This is a genomic window from Euryhalocaulis caribicus, assembly GCF_000412185.1.
GTDB lineage: Bacteria > Pseudomonadota > Alphaproteobacteria > Caulobacterales > Maricaulaceae > Euryhalocaulis > Euryhalocaulis caribicus.
Genome location: NZ_ASJA01000001.1, coordinates 70,736 through 89,877, shown reverse-complemented (window position 1 = coordinate 89,877; position 19,142 = coordinate 70,736). Strand labels below are relative to the sequence as shown.

The following is a 19,142-nucleotide window of genomic DNA, read 5'->3' as shown; positions in this document are numbered from 1 at the left end:
ATAATTCAGGGTGTTACGGCTTCATGTCACGTTCAGGCGGGATTTGCTTCTCTATACTCACGTGAAAAGCACGAGAGAGACGAGAAAAGGATACGCCATGCGCACCGCACTTCTATCGACAGCGTTGGGCACCGCAGCCATCGCGCTGATTCCTGCGGCGGCCTCGGCTCAGCATTACGGGTCCTCCTACGGCCAGTATGGCCAGGGCGGCTACCAGTATGATTGCGACGACAACCGCGCGGAAAACGCCATCATCGGCGGCCTTCTGGGCGCGGTGGCCGGCGGCGTGATCGGCGCATCCGTGGACGATGACGACGACGACCGCTATCGCGGCCGCCACTACCGCAACAGCCGCTACGGCTATAGCCGCCATCGCGGTTATGACCGTCACCATCGCGGCAATGACAACAGCGGCACGGTCGCCGGCGCGGTAATCGGCGGCGCGCTGGGCGCGGCCGTCGGCGCTTCGACCGGCAAGCGCGAATGCGCCCCGGTCCATCGCGGCTACAATGCCGGCTATCAGCAGGGCGGTTACGACCGCTACGGCAATGCCGGCTACTACCCGAACGACCGCTACGCCTATGAGCGTCAGGACGTCTATTACGGCGATGTCCGTCACGACCCGCGCTATGACGACCGCTACTATGGCGAACGTCATGATCCGCGCTACGACGACCGCTATTACGGCAACGCGCAATACGGTTATCAGCAGCCGCAATACGCCCAGCCGCAGGCTCAGGTCTATTCCGCGCAGTCGGTGACCTATAGCAGCGGGCGCAACTACGCCGACGTGCTGGCCGAGCGCCAGGGCGGCTATAGCGCGAGCGCCACAACCTACAGCCAGACCACGCCGGAATCGCGCCTGCTGGGCGGCCGGTAGGTCCATCCATCCTTGAAACGGCTGAACTTTATGGCCGGGGCGGCGTTGCCCCGGCCATGTCTTTTGGACCGTCCGAAAAACCGCGAAACACGCTGGACCGCTGGGTCCGTTCGCGCTGGACCACGCCGGCGCTGGCGCTGGGCGAAGTTCTGGAAACCACCATCCTGCCCTGGCCGATCGAGGCGCCGCTGGCGGCCCTCATGTTCGCGCACCGCAAACGCATCCCGCTCTATCTGGCGGTCGTGGTGGCCTCCACGCTGGTCGGCTCGGCCCTAATGTACTGGGCGGGTTACCACGCGGCCGACGCGCTGTCCGGCAATCTACCCTTTCTCAGCGAACAGGACATGCAGGCGTACGAACAGCGTTACGCCGACGCGGGATTCTGGACGATCGTCAGCGGCGGGGTTTTCCCCGTTCCGTGGCAAATCGTGACCCTGTCGGCTGGCGCGGCCGGCTATAATTTTGGCCTGTTCATGCTGGCCAGCCTGATTGGCCGCGGCCTGCGCTTCGGCCTGCTGGCCGCCGCGGTGGCCCTGTTCGGGCCGCAGATCACGGAATTCTGGAAAAATTCCTCCAAGATCCGGAAAACCGCCATCTGGGTTCTGGCGATTGCCGCCGTCTGCGTATGGATTTTGCTGCTCTTCCTGTAACAGGAATTGAATCGCGGCGCGTCTCACGCATTGTAGCGGGTATGAAAACTGCGCTCATCACCCACGCCGATTGCCTCGCCCATCAGGTGCCCGACGATAACCCGGAAAAACCCGAACGCCTCCGCCGCGTTCTGGCCGCCATGGAGGGGCCGGACTTCGCCGATCTGATCCGGCTGGAGGCCCCGCTGGCCGATGACCGCGACATCCTGCGCGTCCATGACCGGCAGATGTGGGCTGACATGACGGGCAAGGAGCCCGCGACGCCCGGCGAGTTTCACGAAATCACCTATGACACCTTCCTGCATGCTGGCGCGCTGACCGCGGCCCGCCGCGCCGCGGGCGCAGGGCTGCGCGGGGCGAAGGGCGTGTTCGACGGAGAGTTCGAGGCCGCTTTCTGCGCCGTGCGCCCGCCCGGCCATCACGCCGAACCGCGTCAGATGATGGGGTTCTGCTTCGCCGGGTCCGCCGCCATCACCGCTATGTGGGCCGTCGAGGAAGGCCACGCCCGCCGCGCCGCGGTGATCGATTTCGACGTGCATCACGGCAATGGCACGCAGGCCGCTTTCTGGAACCGGCCGGAACTGTTCTTCGGCTCCATCCACAAGGCCCCGCTCTACCCCAATACCGGCCACCCGCATGAGCGCGGCGAGCACGACAATATCCGCAACGCCCCGTTTGGGGCGGGGATCAGCGCGCAGGCCTGGCGCGATCTGGCCGAGGAATCGCTGCTGGGACCGCTGGATGCGTTCGCGCCCGACCTGCTGGTCATCTCCGCCGGGTTCGACGCGCACCGCGACGACCCGCTTGGCGCGGGGCCGGTGACCGAAGAGGATTTTGCCTGGATCACGGGCCGGCTCGTCGATATCGCCCGGCGGCACGGTCAGGGGCGGCTTGTTTCCCTGATGGAGGGCGGATACGACTTGGATGCGCTCGCGCGGTCCGCCGCCGCCCATGTGCGCGCGTTGCTGGACGCCTGAAGAGGGGCGCGTCCGGCGCGCAGCTGATCCCCCGCCCTCGGCAGACACGATGAACCATTCGCCGACCCAACCCGGCCGCGAAGATCCGGACTCCCGCGCCGTCATGGCGCCGCCCGCGCCGGGCGCGATCACGCTGGCGCGTCACGGACGGCCGGACGCGGACCGCACGGTGCGGATCAACGCAAAGGGGTATGGGGAGTGGTGGGCGAACTATGACCGCGTCGGCCTGCGGGAGGACAGCAAGCCCCCGCGCGACCTGATCGAGGCGGTGAAGAAGGCCGATATATTGCTGGCCAGCACCCTGCCCCGCGCCATCGCCACCGCTCACGCCGTTGCCGAGCCGGAGCGGATCGAGACCCTGCCGATCTTTGTAGAGGCGCCGCTGCCGCCGCCGCCTTTGCCGGGCCTGTTCCTGAAACCCCCGACCTGGGGCGTGCTGTCCCGGATCGCGTGGTGGCTGGGCTATAGCGGCGGAACCGAATCCCGGCGCGAAGCCGAAGTGCGCGCCGAGTCGGCGGCCGATCACCTAGTCCAGACCGCCGCATCGGGCGCCGAAGTGCTGCTTTTCGCGCATGGCTGGTTCAATCGCATGCTGCGTCCGGCCTTGAAACGGCGCGGTTATGATTGCGTGGTGGACGGCGGCGATTCCTACTGGTCCTATCGCCGTTATGAGCCGGTTCAGAGCCGCGTGGACGCCGCTGACCCCGGCCGTTAAGCTGATTTCAAGCCTGCCCCAAAAGAGAATTATTCATGTCCGATACTGCGGAAAAATCCCCTCCCTACGTCTCCACGCTGAGCTTCGAGGCGGCTCTCAAAGAGCTGGAATCCATTGTCGAGAAACTGGAGCGGGGCGATGTGGAGCTGGAAGAATCCATCGCCATCTATGAACGCGGCGCCGCCCTGAAAAAGCATTGCGAGGACAAGCTGAAAGCGGCCCAGATGAAGGTCGACAAGATCGTCTTCGACGAAGACGGAGCGCCCAAGGCCGAACCGGCCGGGCTGGACTGACCGCGCAATGGCCAAACCCGCAGACGAGATCCAGTTCGACGACTTCCAGAAAGTGGATATTTGCCTGGGCACCGTCGAACGCGCCGAACCCTTTCCCGAAGCCCGCAAGCCGGCTTTCAAGCTCTGGATCGATTTCGGGCCTGATATCGGCGTGAAGAAAAGCTCCGCCCAGATCACCGATCACTATACGGTGGAGCAACTGACCGGACGCCGCGTCATGGCGGTGGTGAATTTCCCGCCGCGCCAGATCGGCCCGTTCATGTCGGAAGTCCTGACGCTGGGCGTGCCCGACGATCAGGGCCGCATCGTCCTGTTGGATATTGACCGCGACGCGCCGGACGGCGCGCGCATGTTCTAGGAAAGAAAGAATCTTGAGGACATGTCGCGCGTGACCACGTTCCACGAACAGCTTGAGGAAACTGCCGACCGCGTGACGGTCGCGCTGGACGCCCTGATCCCGCGCGCCGACGGACCGGAATCGCGCGTCATCTCCGCCATGCGCTACGCCGCGCTGGGCGGGGGCAAACGCCTGCGCCCCTTCTTTGCGCTGGAATGCGGCCGCCTGTTCGACATGGACGAGCGCAGCCTGCTGCGCGCCGCCGCCGCGCTGGAATGCGTCCACACCTATTCGCTGATCCACGACGATCTGCCCTGCATGGACGATGACGATCTGCGCCGCGGCCGCCCCACCGTGCACAAGGCCTATGACGAGGGCACGGCCGTGCTGGCGGGCGATGCGCTGCTGACCCTGGCCTTCGAGATTCTGTCCCACCCGGACACCCACGGCGCGGCGCATGTTCGCTGCGAGCTGGTCTCCCGCCTGGCCTTGGCCTCCGGCGCGCGCGGCATGGTGGGCGGCCAGATGATTGATCTGGACGCGGCCGAGCATGACGAGCCGGACATCCATATCGTCACCCGCATGCAGCGCATGAAGACCGGCGCCCTGATCGCCTATGCCGCGGAAATCGGCCCCGTCATGGCCCGCGCGGATGAAGATGACCGTCAGGCGCTGGCCGGTTTCGCCCATGATCTGGGTCTGGCCTACCAGATCGCCGACGATTTGCTGGACGCGGAAGGCGAGGCTGACCGGGTTGGCAAGGCGGTCGGCAAGGACACCGGCCTAGGAAAAGCCACGTTCGTATCCATTTTAGGGACAGAGAAGGCGCGCGAGCAGGCGCGGATGCTGGCCGAACAGGCCAAATCGCATCTCGATCCGTTCGGGTCCCGCGCCGAAGCCTTGAGGGATGCGGTCGATTTCGTGCTAGACCGTTCAAATTGAAGCTCAATCAACGGCCGGTCCCGGCGCGGCGCGGCCGTTAGAAAACGAATAATATGAAGCCCGACACCCCGCTGCTGGACAAAGTTCAAACCTCCGCCGATCTGAAAGGCCTCTCAGTGGCGGAGCTGAAACAGCTCGCCGGCGAATTGCGCAACGAGACCATCGACGCGGTCTCCACCACAGGCGGGCATCTGGGCGCGGGTCTGGGCGTGGTCGAGCTGACGGTCGCCATCCACCACGTCTTCAACACCCCCGACGACAAGCTGATCTTCGATGTCGGACATCAATGCTATCCGCACAAGATCCTGACCGGCCGCCGCGACCGCATCCGCACCATCCGCCAGGGCGAGGGCCTGTCCGGCTTCACCAAGCGCAGCGAGAGCGAATACGACCCGTTCGGCGCCGCGCACGCCTCCACCTCGATTTCTGCCGGGCTTGGCTTTGCCGTTTCCCGCGACCTTCAGGACAAGGACAATAATGTCGTCTGCGTGATCGGCGACGGCGCGATGAGCGCCGGCATGGCCTATGAGGCGATGAACAATGCGGGCCACCTGAAATCCCGCATGATCGTCATCCTGAATGATAACGACATGTCCATCGCCCCGCCGACCGGCGCGATGAGCGCCTATCTGGCGCGGCTGGTTTCCTCCAAGCCCTATTCGTCCTTCCGCAAGCTGGCCAAGGGCGTGGTGAAGTCCATCGGGCTGGAAGAACCCGTGCGCCGGGCCGAGGAATATGCCCGCGGCATGGTGATGGGCGGCACGCTGTTCGAGGAAATGGGCTTCCACTATGTCGGCCCCATCGACGGCCACAATCTGGAACACCTGGTCCCGATCCTGGAGAACGCCCGCGATCTGGACGACGGCCCGATCCTGGTCCACGCCGTCACCCGCAAGGGCAAGGGCTATGAGCCCGCCGAGAACGCCGCCGACAAGTATCACGGCGTCTCCAAGTTCAATGTCGTTACCGGCGAACAGCAGAAAGGCGCGGCCGGCGCGCCCAGCTACACCAAGGTATTCGCCAACGCGCTGGTGAAGGAAGCCGAGAAGGACGACCGCGTCTGCGCCATCACCGCCGCCATGCCCTCCGGCACCGGCCTCAATGTGTTCGGCGAGAAATTCCCGGACCGCTGCTGGGATGTCGGCATCGCCGAACAGCACGCGGTCACCTTCGCGGCGGGCCTTGCCGCCGACGGCATGAAGCCGTTCGCGGCCATCTATTCCACCTTCCTGCAGCGCGGCTACGATCAGGTCGTCCACGACGTGGCGATCCAGAAACTGCCCGTGCGCTTCGCCATCGACCGCGCCGGTCTTGTCGGCGCCGATGGCCAGACGCACGCGGGCTCTTTCGATGTCGGTTATCTGGGCGCCCTGCCCGGCATGACCCTGATGGCCGCTTCGGACGAGGCGGAGCTGACCCGCATGGTCGCCACCGCCGCCGCCATTGATGACGGCCCCAGCGCCTTCCGCTATCCGCGGGGCGAGGCCGAGGGCGTCGAAATCCCCGAGGACGCGCAGCCGCTGGAAATCGGCAAGGGCCGCATCGTCCGCGAAGGCGCCACCATCGCCCTGCTGTCTCTGGGCGGGCGACTAGGCGAAGCCAAGAAGGCCGCCGACATGCTGGCCGCGCAGGGCTTTTCCACCACCGTGGCCGACGCCCGGTTCGCCAAGCCGCTGGACGAAGACCTGATCCGCCGCCTCGCCAGGGAACACGAAACGCTGATCACAATCGAGGAAGCAGCCATGGGCGGCTTTGGCGCGTTCGTCCTGCAATTCCTGGCGCGTGAAGGCGCGCTGGATGCTGGCCTGAAAATCCGCACCCTGCACCTGCCGGACATCTTCCAGGATCACGACAAGCCGTTCCTGCAATATGACGCCGCCGGCCTGAACGCCCGCCATATCGCCGCCAGCGCCATAGAGGCGCTGGGCCGGGGCGACGTCGCCGCCCTGCCGTCCGCGAAAACGGCCTGACGACCGTTTCAGCTTAACTTCCCGTAATGTGCGGTTCTGTCGCTGGACTTCCCGGCGGCGGACCGTTTTCCTTACGCCCACTATCGGGAGGGATATTCATGAAGATAAAGCGTTTTTCAGCCGCTCTGGCCGCGGCCGCCATCCTTTGCACGCCCGCCGCCATGGCGCAGGACAATGAGTCCGGCGACAGCGGCGCATCCGCCAACATTCCGGAGCCCGCGCAGTCGGAGAAATCCGGCAGCGTCCGCATTGGCGGCCAGACCATCAATTATGATGTCGTCGCCGGCGAGACCTATCTGAAGAACGACAAGGGCGAACCCGTCGCCTCCATCTTCTCGACCTCCTACATCCGCAAGAATGGCGACCGCAGCCGCCCCGTCCTGTTCGTGTTCAATGGCGGGCCGGGCTCCGCTTCGCTGTGGCTTCACATGGGCGTGTTCGGCCCGAAACGCGTCGTCATCCCGTCCGACGGCAGCGATGACGGCGCCCCGCCCTACGATCTCGGCGACAACCCCTATTCCATGCTGGACGTGGCCGATATGGTGTTTATCGACCCGGTCGGCACCGGCTGGAGCCGCGCGCTCGGCGACACCGACCCGAAGGATTATTACGGGCTTGAGGAAGACGCGGATTCGCTCGGCCGGTTCATCCGCTTGTGGCTGACCGAGAATGGCCGCTGGAACTCCCCGAAATACCTGGCGGGCGAAAGCTATGGCACCACCCGCGCCGCCGCGCTGATCGACGAGCTTCAGGGCGGCTGGACGGATGTTTCCCTGAACGGCGTGATCCTGATTTCCGCCGTTCTGGACTTCCAGTTCTCCCGCTACGGCAAGGGCAACGAGATGGTCCACGTCTCCTACATACCCTCCTTCGCCGCCATCGCCTGGTACCACGGCAAGATCGACAAGAGCGCGTGGAACAATGATTTCGACGCCTTCACCGAGGCCGCCCGCGAATTTGCGGTCGAGGAATACGCCCCGGCCCTGCTGAAAGGCGCGATGCTGGAAGACAGCCGCCGGCGCGAAATCATCACGAAACTCTCCGGCTTTACCGGGCTCAGCGAGACCTATCTGCGCCAGGCGAACATGCGCGTGAACAATATGCGCTTCATGAAAGAGCTGCTGCGCGACGAGCAACGCTCCACCGGCCGCCTCGACGCCCGCTATACCGGCATCGATTTCGACGCCGCGGGCGAGCGTTTCGACGCCGACCCTTCTTCCTACGGCATTGACGGCGCCTATACGGCGGCGGTGAACGACTATCTGACCCGTGAGCTGGATGTGCCGATCACCCGCGACTACCGCGTGCTGGACGGCGAGCCGGGCAGCAACTGGAACTGGTCCGCCAAAGACAGCGGCGGTTGGCCGGCCTACGTCAATGTCGGTCCCTGGATCAGCGAGGGAATGCGCCAGAACTCGGAGCTGCGCATCATGCTCGCCTCCGGCTGGTATGACCTCGCCACGCCCGTTTTCGGCGCCGAATTGGCCCTGCAGCGCGACGACATCCCGCAGGACCGTATCACCAAAACCTATTACCAGTCCGGCCACATGATGTACGTGCATCAGCCTTCGCTGGAGCAACTCAGCGAGGACATGCACGACTTCGTGGCGGCGGGTTCGCGCTAGGGCCGCTCAGGGCGCGGTCACCCCGGCTCGGGGCACTGAATAAAGACCGCGCCATCGCCCTTGATCGCCACGCCGCCCAGCGTCAGTTCGCCATCTTCCGGCGGCATGACGGCCAGACCGTCAACCCCGCGCCCTTCGACGGGAAGTTCAAGCGCGTCGAAAACAAACCGCGGCTCGTCGCCTTGCGCCACATACCCGGTGCGCGGCGAGCCGTTGAGGCTCGTCTCGACCGTGAGATCGCCCGCCGGGTTCAGATTGATGTCGAAGTCCGGCTTGCGGCAATCGCCGCCTTTTACGGCCCAGGGATGCTCCAGATAGGCCGTATCGACGCCGTGCGGCTCGCCCGGCTGCATGACCGGGTCTTCTTCGGCCGGCGGCGGGTCTGATTGTCCGTTCTGCGGCGGCGTCTCAGCCTCTTGAGATTGCGGCTCCTGCGCGGCCTCGCAGGCGGTCAGCAGGGCCAGGCCCGTCACGATGGCAATGGTTCGCATGAATGGCGTCCTCCTTGCGTTCGTTTCGGAAAATCCAACGCAAAGGCCGCCGCGCCTGATCCAGCCGCTATTCAGCCGCCCGTGCTTCGCCCGGCGCAGGCCCGGGTTCCGCGCTCTCCGCCCGCCGCATCGTGCGCAGGAAAGGATAGAGCGCGGCCAGCGTCAGCAGCGCCGCGGCCAGGAAGGGCGCGCCCGGGAAATAGACCGGCGCGTCATCCCCCGCGAACACGCCGAACAGGAAGGTGGACATCAGCAACGGTCCGGCGATGGCCGCCAGACTGCGCAGGCTGGCGATGGCGCCCTGCAATTCGCCCTGCTGGCTGTTGGAGACCTGATTGGACAGGATGCCCTGCATCGCCGGTCCGCCAATGCCTCCAACCGCGCCCACGGCGATCAGCACATAGACCATCCAGCCTGACGTCGCCCAGGCCAGCCCGGCGTAGAAGACGATGCTGATAAGAAAGGCCAGCGTCACGGCCCGCGTCTCGCCCAGCGCCGGTATCGCCACCCGCGTCAGACCGCCCTGCACCGCCGCGCCGGTCAGCCCGACAAACATCAGCGACAGGCCGATCTCCGCCGGCGACCAGGCGAATTTCGCCTCAGCGTAATAGGCCCAGGTGGCCGGAAGGGCGTAATGGCCCAGCTGGAACAGGAACAGCGCCGCGGCCACCCCGATCACCACCGGATAGGCGCGCAGGGTCAGAAGACTGCCCAGCGGGTTGGCGCGCCTGATGTCAAACGGCCGGCGCTGGACTTTCGACAGCGTTTCCGGCAGAACGAAGAAGCCATAGATCAGGTTCAGGAAAGCCAGCGCGGCCGCCGCGAAGAACGGGATGCGCGGCCCGATTTCCCCCAGAAAACCGCCCATTGCGGGCCCGATGATAAAGCCGAGGCCAAACGCCGCGCCCAGAATCCCGAAATTGGCGGAGCGTTTTTCGGGCGGGCTGACATCGGCGATGTAGGCGCTCGCCGTGGTGAAGGTCGCCCCGAATATCCCCGACAGGAACCGGCCCAGAAACAGCCAAGCGAGGCTGGGGGCCAGTCCCATCAGCCCGTAATCGATTCCAAAGCCCAGCAGGGAAAACAGCAGCACCGGCCGCCGTCCGAAACGGTCCGATAGCGAGCCGACAAACGGCGCGGCGAAAAACTGCACGATGGAATAGAGGAACATCAGCGCGCCGCCGAACACCGCCGCGCGCGCGATCCCCTCCCCCGTCAGCTCCATGATGAGCTGGGGGATGACCGGGATGATAATCCCGAGCCCCGTCACATCGATCAACACGGTGATGAAGATGAACAGGAGCGCGTGCTTGCCGGGCGTCCGCGTCATGGGCGGCCTCTATCGCGCGAATGGGCCGTTTTGCCTAGCGCGCAATTGCCGCGCACGGGACGGCAATCGCAGTCAGTGGCCTTCGAACGAAAGCAGGGACTGCATGGCGACGCCCTGACCTTCCAGCCGTTCGCGTCCGCCCAGCTCCGGCAGCTCGATCAGGAAAACCACGCCCGCAATCTCCGCGCCCGACCGCTTCAGCAGCTTCACCCCCGCCTCCGCCGTGCCGCCCGTCGCGATTAGGTCATCGACCAGCAGCACCCGCGCGCCCTTCGGCGCGGCGTCCTCATGCATCTCCAGCTCATCATCGCCATATTCCAGCGCGTAGGACTCGGTCAGCGTCCTGTGCGGCAGCTTCCCCTTCTTGCGCAGCGGGATGAAGCCCGCCTTCAGGCGCGTGGCGATGGCCCCGCCCAGGATGAAGCCTCGCGCCTCGATCCCAGCCACAAGGTCAATCTGCCGCCCCTCATAGGGCGCCGCCATGCCGGCCACGGCTTCCTCGAACGCCTCGGCGCGCGCGAACAGGGTGGTTACGTCGCGGAACAAAATTCCCGGCTTCGGGTAGTCCGGGATGGTTCGGATCGTCTCTTTCAGGTTCATGCCCGGCTTCTACTATGATCTTGAGGAAGTTCGAACCCTGAGCTGAAAAAAGACATTTCAAGGAGCAATTTATGAGTGGAATCAAGGACAAGGTCGTGGTCATAACCGGCGCCTCCAGCGGCATTGGCGAGGCGATTGCGGAGCGGCTCTCCAAGGACGGCGCCAAGCTGATGCTGGGGGCGCGGCGGGAAGACCGCCTGAAATCGCTGGCGGACAAGTTGGGCGGGGACGCCGCCTATCACGTCACCGACGTCACCCGCCGCGATGACGTTCAGGCGCTGGCCAAGGCCGCCATCGACAGGTTCGGCCACATCGACGTGCTGATCAATAATGCCGGCGTCATGCCGCTTTCCTTCCTGTCAGAAGGCAAGGTGGATGAGTGGGACAAGATGATCGACGTGAACATCAAGGGCGTTCTTTATGGCGTCGACGCCGTGCTCGACCACATGCTGGAACGGGAAAGCGGCCAGGTGATCAATATCGCCTCGACCGCCGGCCATCGCGTGGTCAAATCCGGCGTCGTCTATTGCGGCACCAAGCACGCCGTGCGCGCCATTTCAGAGGGCTTGCGGATGGAAACTGCGGGCAAGATCCGCTCGACCATCATCTCCCCCGGCGCGGTGGAGACGGAGCTGGGCAACGACATCTCCAACGACCAGATCAAGGACCGCGTGAAAACGATGCAGAAGGACACCGGCCTGAAGCCGGAAGATATCGCGGAGGCCGCCGCCTACTCGATCTCCCAGCCCGATTCGGTCTCGGTGAACGAGGTTCTGATCCGTCCCACCGTGCAGGAGGGCTGAACGCCCTATTCCGGCGTATCGCCGCGCAGGTCCGGCAGGTCGGCGGGGGGATTATTGGGCCACATTTCATCATCGGCCCGGTAGACAATCTCCCCGTCCACCACGGTCATCACCGCCTTGTTGCGCAGAATGTCCTCTTCCGGCTCTGACATCAGGTCGTCGCGGAAGACGCTGAAATCGGCCCGCATGCCGGGCGCGATCACGCCCAGCTCGTCCTCGCGGAAGCTGGCATAGGCCGGCCAGACCGTGAATATTTTCAGCGCCGTCTCACGGCTGACCGCTTCTTCCGGATGCCATCCCTCACCCTGGAAGCCGTCCACGCTCCGGCGGGCGACCGCCGCGTAGAACTCGATCCGGGCGTCGCCGCGCTCGACCGGGGCATCGGAACCTGCGGCGACGATTGCGCCCGCATCAATCAGGCTCTGCCACGCATAGGCGCCCTCCAGCCGCTCCTCGCCCAGCCGGTCTGGCGCGAAATAGAGATCGCCGATGGCGTGGCTGGGCTGCATGGAGGCGATGACGCCCAGGCTGGCGAAGCGTTCGATATCCGCCGGGTCGACAATCTGCGAATGCTCGATCCGCCAGCGCGGATTGCGCACCGCCCGCTCATCCGGCGGGACCGCGACGAAAGCCTGGCTATAGAGGTCCAGCACCTGACGGTTTGCGGCGTCGCCAATCGCATGCGTGGCGATCTGGATGCCCTCGCGCAGCGCCTTCTCATAGAAGGCCAATGCCTTTTCCTCGTCCAGGAACAACAGCCCGGTCGTATCGGGCCGGTCCGAATAAGGCTCCAGCAACGCCGCTCCGCGGGAGCCCAGCGCGCCGTCCGCATAGACCTTGTAGGCCCGTGTCACGTTACGGCGGTCCGGGCTGCCCCAGGGGCCGTCCTCCAGCAGCACGTCATTGCCCCAGTCCAGGGCGTTATAGACGCGGATCGGCAATTCCCCGGCGGCGGCCAGCTCGTCCAGATCCCGCGCCTGGGCTTCGGTCACGGACATGTTGTGGATGCCCGTCCAGCCATATTCGGCCATGGCCTCCGCACCGATGCGCAGCGCCTCGCGCCGCTCCGCATCGCTCATCTCCTGCACCAGCGCCTCAACCGGCGCCATGGCCGCGTCGATCAGGATGCCGTTCGGCTCGCCGGCTTCGCCGCGCTCGATCCGCCCGCCCTCGGGGTCTTCGCTATCGGCCGTGATGCCCGCCGCTTCCAGCGCCGCGCTGTTGGCGACCAGCGCATGACCGTCGGCGCGGCCCAGCAGCACCGGACGATCGTCAACGACGCCGTCCAGGTCCTCCCGCGTCGGCATCCGGCCTTCCGGCCACTGCGTCTCGATCCAGCCGCGCCCGGCGATCACGCCTTCGGGATGGTCCTCCGCCCAGCGTTCCAGCCGCGCCAGCATGCCGGCCAGTGATTCCGACCCTTCCAGATTCAGCGTCAGCTCCCGCTGGCCAATGCCGATCAGGTGCGCGTGGGCGTCGGTGAAGCCCGGAAACATCACCGCGCCGCGCAGATCGACGATCTCGGTCTCCGCGCCGGCCATCTCCAGCGCCGCGTCCTGAGCGCCGGTGAACGCCACCACGCCGTCCGCCACCGCGACGGCCTCCGCCCGGGGCGTGTCTTCGTTTCCGGTATGGATCACGCCGTTGAGGAATATCCGCTCCGGCGCCCCGGCCGGCGCGTCAGCGTCCTGCGCGTTCGCGGCGCAGGCGGAAAACAGGGTCAGGGCGGCGATCAGAAGGCGCATGAAGAACCTCGATACGAAAAGAACGGGATAATGAATTGCCGCGCATAGAAGCGCCCGAACCGGGCGGGCGCAAGGCGGCGCAAATGAAAACGGGCGGCCCGCCATGGACCGCCCGTTTCAAAACCTGGGATTGAAGCCGGTTGCGGCCTACTCGACTTTCTCGAGCAGCGTTTCGCGGTCAGCCTTTTTCAGGGCGCGCTTGATGCGCTGCGCCTGATCGGACAGCTGATCGACCTTGGCTTTCGCCAGATAGTGATCCAGCCCGCCCATCTTGTCGACGGTGCGCAGGGTCGCGGCCGAAACGCGCATGGAGAAGCTGCGGCCCAGCTTTTCCGACGTCAGCGTCACATCGCACAGGTTCGGCAGGAACCGGCGCTTGGTCTTCTTGTGGGAGTGCGAGACATTGTTTCCGGAAACCGGCCCAATACCCGACAATTCGCAGCGGCGCGCCATGGCGTCACGTCCTCTCGATGTTTGCGTTTCGCGCAAAAAACCTTATTTCGCGCCAAGCGTCCAATGCCTGTCGCGGAAGCGGGGCATTTAGCCTTATGCCCGAAGCGGGTCAAGACACAGGGGCACTGGAAAGGCGCCCCGCGCGCGACAAAGACTTTTTCACGCCGTATTTGCGGGATTAAAACACGCCCATGAGACACAAGCCATTCCTTCTTGCGCTGGCCTCGGCCGCCATGCTGGCCGCGCCGCAACAGGCGAAAACCGCTGATGACGCGCCGCAGGCTTCCAGCGAAACGCTGCTGCCGCGCGCCATCGACGCGCAATATTCCGGCTATCTGCTGGGCATCAAGGTATTGAACGCCTCGCTGGACGCCCGGCTTTCCGGCGGCGAATACGAATCGGACGCGCTGTTTGAAACGGCGGGGCTGGTGCGCTGGTTCAAGAAGGCGGAAATCGAGGCCGAGGTGGAGGGCGAGATGGATCGCTCCTACCCCAGGCCGAAAAACTACCGCCACATGAACGCGGCCGGGTCCAAGGACCGCACGATCGAGATCACCTTCACCGGCGATGACGTGATCTCCGACGTGAACCCGCGCTTTGGCAGCATGGGACAGCCCCCCGCCACCCGCGAGGAACGGCTGGAGGCGGTCGACGCCCTGTCCGCCATCCTGCAGATGGCGCTGAACGCCAACCGCCACGCGGACCGCCCGTGCGGCTATGACGCCCGCGTCTTTGACGGCAAGCAGCGTTACGATCTGCGCATGATCTATGAGGGCGATTACGAGGCGAAGCTGAAGGGCTATAAAGGCCCCGTCACCTCCTGCAATGTCTATTATATCCCCGTCTCGGGCTTCGACCCGGAAGACCTGCCGGACGAGGACATGGAGAATACGCCCCTGCGCGTGTGGTTCGCGGACACCCCGTCCTATGGCGTGTCCATGCCGGTGCGGTTCGAGCTGCAGCTGGATTTCGGCAAGGCGGTGATCGAGATTCGCGATCTGGACATTGCGATGGGCGACTCGCTGGCCGGCGCCGACGCGCTAGACTGACCCCCGCCCGCCTTCTGATTCGAGGAGAGCTGCAAACATGAGCGCGCTCCAGACGACTCTGCGCGCCGCGCTGGGCCCGACCAATACCGGCAAGACGCATCTGGCGGTCGAGCGCATGCTCGGCCACCCCACCGGCATGATCGGCCTTCCGCTGCGCCTGCTCGCCCGGGAGATCTATGACCGGGTCGTGGCCGCCAAGGGCGCGGGCGCCGCCGCCCTGATGACCGGCGAGGAAAAGATCGTCCCCGGCAATCCGCGCTACTGGATCTGCACGGCGGAGGCGATGCCGCTGTCCCAGCCGGTCAGCTTCATGGCCATCGACGAGGCGCAGCTGGCCGCCGACCCCGAACGCGGCCACATCTTCACCCACCGCATGACCGAGTGCCGGGGAACACAGGAAACCATGATCCTGGGCGCCGAAACCCTGCGCCCGCTGGTCCGCCGTCTGGTCCCGGAGGCGGAGATCGAGACGCGGGAGCGGTTTTCCACCCTCTCCTATGCCGGGCACAGCCGCATCACCGCCCTGCCCCGGCGCTCCGCCATCGTCGCCTTCTCGGCGGAGGATGTTTACGCCATCGCCGAACTGATCCGCCGCAAGCGCGGCGGCGCGGCCGTGGTGATGGGCGCGCTCAGCCCCCGCACCCGCAACGCGCAGGTGGAGCTGTTCCAGTCCGGCGAGGTGGATTACCTCGTCGCCACCGACGCCATCGGCATGGGCCTGAACCTGAATGTCGACCATGTCGCCTTCGCCCGCCTCACCAAGTTTGACGGCCGCAAGCGGCGCCGCCTCGTCCCCGCGGAGATGGGCCAGATCGCCGGCCGCGCGGGCCGCTTCCGCCAGCCCGGCACGTTCGGCACGACCGGCGACGCGCCGGAGCTGGACATCGAGGACGTCCAGCGTCTGGAAAACCACCAGTTCAAACCGCTGGAGCGGCTGGAGTGGCGCAATTTCGATCTCGATTTTTCGTCGATGGACGCCCTCAACGCCTCGCTGAACCGCCCGACGCCGGACGAGGCGCTGATCCGCGTCCGTCACGCGCTGGACGAACAGGCCCTGCAAATGCTCTCCGAAGATCCGGAAATCGCCGGCGCGCTCACCACCCGCGCCAGCGTCGAGCGGCTCTGGGACATCTGCCAGATCCCGGACTTCCGGAAGCTCACCGTCGACCAGCACGTCAAGCTGCTGAAGACCATTCACAACCATCTGGACCGCGACGGCCATCTGCCCGCCGACTGGCTGGGCGCGCAGATCGCGCGGCTGGACAAGCCGTCCGGCGATGTCGACGCGCTCTCCGCCCGCCTCGCCCATGTCCGCACATGGTCCTATCTGGCGAACAAGGGCGACTGGGTGGATGACAGCGCCCACTGGCGCGCCGTCGCCCGCGATGTTGAGGACCGCCTCTCCGACGCCCTGCACGAGGCGCTGACCCTGCGCTTCGTCGACCGCCGCACCAGCGCCCTTCTGCGCGGCCTGCGCGAAGACGGCGAACTTCTTGCCGGGGTTTCGGCCGAAGGCGAAGTGACGGTAGAGGGCCATGTCGTCGGCCATCTCAGTGGCCTGACCTTCGAGCTCGACGTTCATTCCAGCGCTGCGGAAGCCAAGGCCCTGCGCAACGCCGCGGTGAAAACCCTGCGGCCGGAAATGGACCGCCGCCTGGGCGAACTGGCCCGCGCGAAACCGGACGCCATCACGATGGACGAGGCCGGGCGTCTGTTCTGGAAAGAGGCCCCCGTCGGCCAGCTCGCACCCGGTTCGGATATTCTTCAGCCATCGGCGCGCCTGACCGGCGGGGAGCTGGGCTCGAACCCGGCGCAGGAACGCGCCCGGCGGCGGCTGGAAACCTGGCTGCACGGCGAAATAGCCCGCGTGCTCGCCCCGCTTCATGCGCTGGACACGGCGATGAAAGAGGAACGCGTCACCGGCCTGGCGCGCGGACTGACATTCCGCCTGCGCGAAAATTTAGGCGCGCTGGACCGCCGCAACGCCGCCTCCGAAATCGCGCAACTGTCCGGATCGGAACGCCGCGCCCTGCGCGCCGCCGGCGTGCGCATCGGCCGATTCAGCTTGTTCGTTCCGGCCTTGCTGAAGCCCGAACCCGCGCGCCTGCTCGCCCTGCTGACGCAGGCGGGGGACCCAGAAAGCCGTCATTTCCTGCCCGCGCCGGGCCTCACCTCGGTTCCCGCCCGCGCCGACCTGCCCGCCCAAACCGTGGCGGCGGCCGGCTTCCGCCGCTGCGGGCCGCGCGCCATCCGGCTGGATAGTCTGGAAGCGCTGGGCGCGGAACTGGCGAAAGCGCGCGAGGCGGCGAAAAATCAGCCCGGCTTTGAACTGACCCCGGCCATGACCTCGGTCCTTGGCTGTTCGGTCGAGGATCTGCGCGGCGTGGTGAAATCGCTGGGCCACGCGGTGGCGCGAAAGCCCTCCGAAACCGAAGCGGGTGAGACCCTGCCCGAACTCTGGCGGCGCCGCGCCGCCAAGCCGCGCAAGGCGAAACCGGCGCCCAGGCCGCCTGCGGATTCGCCGTTCGCCGCCCTTTCACAGCTCAAGCCCGCCCGGCCCGCGCCGCGCCGGAAATCACGCGCGCCCAAGCGAAAGGCCGAAAAATCCTGATGGAGCCGGCGGAGGAAACCGTCCGCGTGGATGTCTGGCTGTGGCGCGCGCGTTTTTTCAAATCCCGTTCGCTCGCCTCGAAATTCGTGCGCGACGGACGTGTGCGTTGCGGCGACGGCGAACATGCCAGAAGACTCGCGCGGCCTTCTGCTGTAGTGCGGCCCGGAGACATTTTGACGTTCGCGCGGAATGGCGGGATCATGTGCGTGCGGATCGCCCGTCTGGGCGACCGCCGCGGACCGCCGGCAGAGGCGCAAACGCTCTATGACACCGTGGAGGCAGATAAGTCGTGATGGACGTTCTCAAATCCCTGTTCGGAGGCAAATCCAGAGCCGCCAATGAGGACGAGCTGTCGCCGCACGTCGCCGCAACCGCCCTTCTGGTCGAAGCGGCGCTGGCTGACGGCATCTACGCGCACATGGAGGCCGAGCGGATCAAGCAGATCCTCAAAGAGGCGTTCGATCTGGAAGAGGCGGAGGCCGAGGCCGTTCTGAGCGAAGGCGAGGATCTGGCCGAAGAGGCCGTGGACCATTACCGCTTCACGAAAATCGTGAAGGAAAATCTTCCGCTGGAAAAACGCGAAAAACTCGTCGAACATCTATGGTCCGTGGTTTTCGCCGATGGCGAGCGCGCCGCAGAGGAAGATTCATTCATCCGCCGCGTGGCGCCGCTGCTGGCGGTTGAAGACCGGGCGCGGGTCCTGGCCCGCAAACGCGCCGAGGACGAGGCGGACGCCTGAGGGCGGACGCTCCGCGGCGCAGAGAAGATTACAGCAAAGGCCGAACATTCCATGACGGATAAAACTTCCGAACAGACGGGCGAACAGGAAATCGGCGAGGAAATCCTCGAATCCGACGCCATCGCCGGCGACGACATGCTCAATATCGCCATCCAGTACGCCCCCCGCGACGTTGACGCGCCGCGCAGCGGGCCGGTCCAGGTCGGCTGGTTGCTGTCAGAGCGCAAGGGCGCGGTGATCTATGACCCGCCGGAACGCGTGCGCTCGCCGGAGATGAGCAAGCGGCACGCGAAGTCCGCCTCCCGCTGCCCGGCCGTTCTGAATCTGGAAAGCCGCTATTTCGCGGTGAAATGCCCTTACGACATCCATCTGCGCTTTGGCCGCTCGCAGGACGGCAAACCGCGGATCGCCAGCGTGAACGGGGAAGCCTCCGCCATCCGTCCATCCAAGCTGAACGAATATGTCCATCTCGTGCGGGAGGTCGAATGGCGCTATCCGGCGCGTCCGACCATCCAGCTGAAGCTCCCTTACGTCTTCATCGCGGACGAGCCGGTCTGGATGACCCAGACTTCCGCCTTCCTGCATTACCGCCGCCAGCAATTGCCGGGCACGATTTTCGGCGGCCGCTTCCCCATCCATGTCTGGCCGCGCCCGCTGATGTGGGCCTTCGAATGGCACGACACCACGCAGGACCTGATCCTCAAGCGCGGCGAACCGCTGTTCTACTGCATGTTCGAGACGAACGCCCCCGAGCGCCCGATCCAGATGGTCGAGGTGGAGAAGACCCCCGATCTGGCGGACTATATCGAGCTGATCTCCGGCGCGGTGAACTACGCCAACCAGACCTTCTCCCTGTTCAAGAGCGCCGAGGCGCAGCGTCCCTCCCGCCTCATGAAGCCGAAAGTGCGCAACTAGCCGCTCAAGCCCCTTGC

General features: G+C 65.6%; 20 protein-coding genes. 15 read left to right on the top strand and 5 right to left on the bottom strand.

Features of this window, described 5'->3' with window-relative positions:
- Positions 1-97 precede the first annotated feature (97 nt).
- From L338_RS00455 to L338_RS00415, 9 genes are all read left to right on the top strand, one after another.
- Positions 98-880 carry a hypothetical protein gene (locus tag L338_RS00455; RefSeq protein ID WP_152485764.1) on the top strand — a complete coding sequence of 261 codons (783 nt, stop codon included), beginning with the start codon at positions 98-100 and terminating at the stop codon, positions 878-880.
- A gap of 56 nt (positions 881-936) precedes the next feature.
- Complete coding sequence (locus tag L338_RS00450) at positions 937-1,530, top strand: YqaA family protein (RefSeq protein WP_022696385.1); 594 nt, start codon at positions 937-939, stop codon at positions 1,528-1,530.
- 41 nt (positions 1,531-1,571) lie between these two features.
- Entirely contained in the window at positions 1,572-2,507 is a 936-nt protein-coding gene (locus L338_RS00445) for a histone deacetylase family protein (protein ID WP_022696384.1), read from the top strand.
- 49 nt (positions 2,508-2,556) lie between these two features.
- Positions 2,557-3,222: a histidine phosphatase family protein gene (locus L338_RS00440; RefSeq protein WP_022696383.1), complete on the top strand. Its 666-nt coding sequence runs from the start codon at positions 2,557-2,559 to the stop codon at positions 3,220-3,222.
- A 35-nt stretch (positions 3,223-3,257) separates the two neighbouring features.
- Positions 3,258-3,515, top strand: coding sequence for an exodeoxyribonuclease VII small subunit (locus tag L338_RS00435; protein ID WP_022696382.1), 258 nt, complete (start codon positions 3,258-3,260; stop codon positions 3,513-3,515).
- A 7-nt stretch (positions 3,516-3,522) separates the two neighbouring features.
- A complete protein-coding gene (locus L338_RS00430) occupies positions 3,523-3,873 on the top strand; it encodes a tRNA-binding protein (RefSeq protein ID WP_022696381.1) in 351 nt (116 codons plus the stop codon).
- Between the two features lie 30 nt (positions 3,874-3,903).
- Complete coding sequence (locus L338_RS00425) at positions 3,904-4,794, top strand: polyprenyl synthetase family protein (protein ID WP_027068133.1); 891 nt, start codon at positions 3,904-3,906, stop codon at positions 4,792-4,794.
- A gap of 53 nt (positions 4,795-4,847) precedes the next feature.
- Complete coding sequence (gene dxs / locus L338_RS00420; protein ID WP_022696379.1) at positions 4,848-6,764, top strand: 1-deoxy-D-xylulose-5-phosphate synthase; 1,917 nt, start codon at positions 4,848-4,850, stop codon at positions 6,762-6,764.
- Between the two features lie 98 nt (positions 6,765-6,862).
- Positions 6,863-8,389 (top strand): S10 family peptidase, encoded by a 1,527-nt coding sequence (locus tag L338_RS00415; protein WP_022696378.1) that lies wholly within the window; start codon positions 6,863-6,865, stop codon positions 8,387-8,389.
- A gap of 17 nt (positions 8,390-8,406) precedes the next feature.
- On the opposite strand, the gene L338_RS00410 is transcribed toward L338_RS00415, so the two are convergent.
- The 3 genes from L338_RS00410 to L338_RS00400 form a co-directional block, all read right to left on the bottom strand.
- Positions 8,407-8,880 (bottom strand): hypothetical protein, encoded by a 474-nt coding sequence (locus tag L338_RS00410; RefSeq protein WP_022696377.1) that lies wholly within the window; start codon positions 8,878-8,880, stop codon positions 8,407-8,409.
- A 67-nt stretch (positions 8,881-8,947) separates the two neighbouring features.
- Positions 8,948-10,210 (bottom strand): TCR/Tet family MFS transporter, encoded by a 1,263-nt coding sequence (locus tag L338_RS00405; protein ID WP_022696376.1) that lies wholly within the window; start codon positions 10,208-10,210, stop codon positions 8,948-8,950.
- Between the two features lie 72 nt (positions 10,211-10,282).
- Entirely contained in the window at positions 10,283-10,810 is a 528-nt protein-coding gene (locus L338_RS00400; protein WP_022696375.1) for an adenine phosphoribosyltransferase, read from the bottom strand.
- Positions 10,811-10,881: 71 nt separating this feature from the next.
- Here L338_RS00400 and L338_RS00395 point away from each other — a divergent pair, with 71 nt between their 5' ends.
- A complete protein-coding gene (locus L338_RS00395) occupies positions 10,882-11,613 on the top strand; it encodes an SDR family oxidoreductase (RefSeq protein ID WP_022696374.1) in 732 nt (243 codons plus the stop codon).
- 5 nt (positions 11,614-11,618) lie between these two features.
- On the opposite strand, the gene L338_RS00390 is transcribed toward L338_RS00395, so the two are convergent.
- Both L338_RS00390 and rpmB read right to left on the bottom strand, forming a co-directional pair.
- Positions 11,619-13,358, bottom strand: a complete 1,740-nt coding sequence (locus tag L338_RS00390) for an amidohydrolase (protein ID WP_022696373.1) — start codon at positions 13,356-13,358, stop codon at positions 11,619-11,621.
- A 147-nt stretch (positions 13,359-13,505) separates the two neighbouring features.
- Complete coding sequence (rpmB, locus tag L338_RS00385) at positions 13,506-13,811, bottom strand: 50S ribosomal protein L28 (protein WP_022696372.1); 306 nt, start codon at positions 13,809-13,811, stop codon at positions 13,506-13,508.
- A gap of 191 nt (positions 13,812-14,002) precedes the next feature.
- Here rpmB and L338_RS00380 point away from each other — a divergent pair, with 191 nt between their 5' ends.
- The 5 genes from L338_RS00380 to L338_RS00360 all read left to right on the top strand — a co-directional run bounded on the left by L338_RS00380 (position 14,003) and on the right by L338_RS00360 (position 19,125).
- The gene (locus L338_RS00380; protein ID WP_022696371.1) at positions 14,003-14,860 is read left to right on the top strand and encodes a DUF3108 domain-containing protein; all 858 of its coding nucleotides are present in this window, start codon (positions 14,003-14,005) and stop codon (positions 14,858-14,860) included.
- Positions 14,861-14,897: 37 nt separating this feature from the next.
- The gene (locus L338_RS00375) at positions 14,898-17,471 is read left to right on the top strand and encodes a DEAD/DEAH box helicase (protein ID WP_022696370.1); all 2,574 of its coding nucleotides are present in this window, start codon (positions 14,898-14,900) and stop codon (positions 17,469-17,471) included.
- The gene (locus L338_RS00370) at positions 17,471-17,764 is read left to right on the top strand and encodes an RNA-binding S4 domain-containing protein (RefSeq protein WP_022696369.1); all 294 of its coding nucleotides are present in this window, start codon (positions 17,471-17,473) and stop codon (positions 17,762-17,764) included. Before L338_RS00375 ends, L338_RS00370 begins: the two co-directional genes overlap by 1 nt.
- A complete protein-coding gene (locus L338_RS00365) occupies positions 17,764-18,210 on the top strand; it encodes a tellurite resistance TerB family protein (protein WP_022696368.1) in 447 nt (148 codons plus the stop codon). Before L338_RS00370 ends, L338_RS00365 begins: the two co-directional genes overlap by 1 nt.
- A gap of 135 nt (positions 18,211-18,345) precedes the next feature.
- The gene (locus L338_RS00360; protein WP_033310227.1) at positions 18,346-19,125 is read left to right on the top strand and encodes a hypothetical protein; all 780 of its coding nucleotides are present in this window, start codon (positions 18,346-18,348) and stop codon (positions 19,123-19,125) included.
- Positions 19,126-19,142 lie beyond the last annotated feature (17 nt).

What these genes read in the sequence shown, in the direction of transcription:
- L338_RS00455 (WP_152485764.1), top strand. Translation starts at nt 98, where the DNA reads ATGCGCACCGCACTTCTATCGACAGCGTTGGGCACCGCAGCCATCGCG.
- L338_RS00450 (WP_022696385.1), top strand. Translation starts at nt 937, where the DNA reads ATGTCTTTTGGACCGTCCGAAAAACCGCGAAACACGCTGGACCGCTGG.
- L338_RS00445 (WP_022696384.1), top strand. Translation starts at nt 1,572, where the DNA reads ATGAAAACTGCGCTCATCACCCACGCCGATTGCCTCGCCCATCAGGTG.
- L338_RS00440 (WP_022696383.1), top strand. Translation starts at nt 2,557, where the DNA reads ATGAACCATTCGCCGACCCAACCCGGCCGCGAAGATCCGGACTCCCGC.
- L338_RS00435 (WP_022696382.1), top strand. Translation starts at nt 3,258, where the DNA reads ATGTCCGATACTGCGGAAAAATCCCCTCCCTACGTCTCCACGCTGAGC.
- L338_RS00430 (WP_022696381.1), top strand. Translation starts at nt 3,523, where the DNA reads ATGGCCAAACCCGCAGACGAGATCCAGTTCGACGACTTCCAGAAAGTG.
- dxs (WP_022696379.1), top strand. Translation starts at nt 4,848, where the DNA reads ATGAAGCCCGACACCCCGCTGCTGGACAAAGTTCAAACCTCCGCCGAT.
- L338_RS00415 (WP_022696378.1), top strand. Translation starts at nt 6,863, where the DNA reads ATGAAGATAAAGCGTTTTTCAGCCGCTCTGGCCGCGGCCGCCATCCTT.
- L338_RS00410 (WP_022696377.1), bottom strand. Translation starts at nt 8,880, where the DNA reads ATGCGAACCATTGCCATCGTGACGGGCCTGGCCCTGCTGACCGCCTGC.
- L338_RS00405 (WP_022696376.1), bottom strand. Translation starts at nt 10,210, where the DNA reads ATGACGCGGACGCCCGGCAAGCACGCGCTCCTGTTCATCTTCATCACC.
- L338_RS00400 (WP_022696375.1), bottom strand. Translation starts at nt 10,810, where the DNA reads ATGAACCTGAAAGAGACGATCCGAACCATCCCGGACTACCCGAAGCCG.
- L338_RS00395 (WP_022696374.1), top strand. Translation starts at nt 10,882, where the DNA reads ATGAGTGGAATCAAGGACAAGGTCGTGGTCATAACCGGCGCCTCCAGC.
- L338_RS00390 (WP_022696373.1), bottom strand. Translation starts at nt 13,358, where the DNA reads ATGCGCCTTCTGATCGCCGCCCTGACCCTGTTTTCCGCCTGCGCCGCG.
- rpmB (WP_022696372.1), bottom strand. Translation starts at nt 13,811, where the DNA reads ATGGCGCGCCGCTGCGAATTGTCGGGTATTGGGCCGGTTTCCGGAAAC.
- L338_RS00380 (WP_022696371.1), top strand. Translation starts at nt 14,003, where the DNA reads ATGAGACACAAGCCATTCCTTCTTGCGCTGGCCTCGGCCGCCATGCTG.
- L338_RS00375 (WP_022696370.1), top strand. Translation starts at nt 14,898, where the DNA reads ATGAGCGCGCTCCAGACGACTCTGCGCGCCGCGCTGGGCCCGACCAAT.
- L338_RS00370 (WP_022696369.1), top strand. Translation starts at nt 17,471, where the DNA reads ATGGAGCCGGCGGAGGAAACCGTCCGCGTGGATGTCTGGCTGTGGCGC.
- L338_RS00365 (WP_022696368.1), top strand. Translation starts at nt 17,764, where the DNA reads ATGGACGTTCTCAAATCCCTGTTCGGAGGCAAATCCAGAGCCGCCAAT.
- L338_RS00360 (WP_033310227.1), top strand. Translation starts at nt 18,346, where the DNA reads ATGCTCAATATCGCCATCCAGTACGCCCCCCGCGACGTTGACGCGCCG.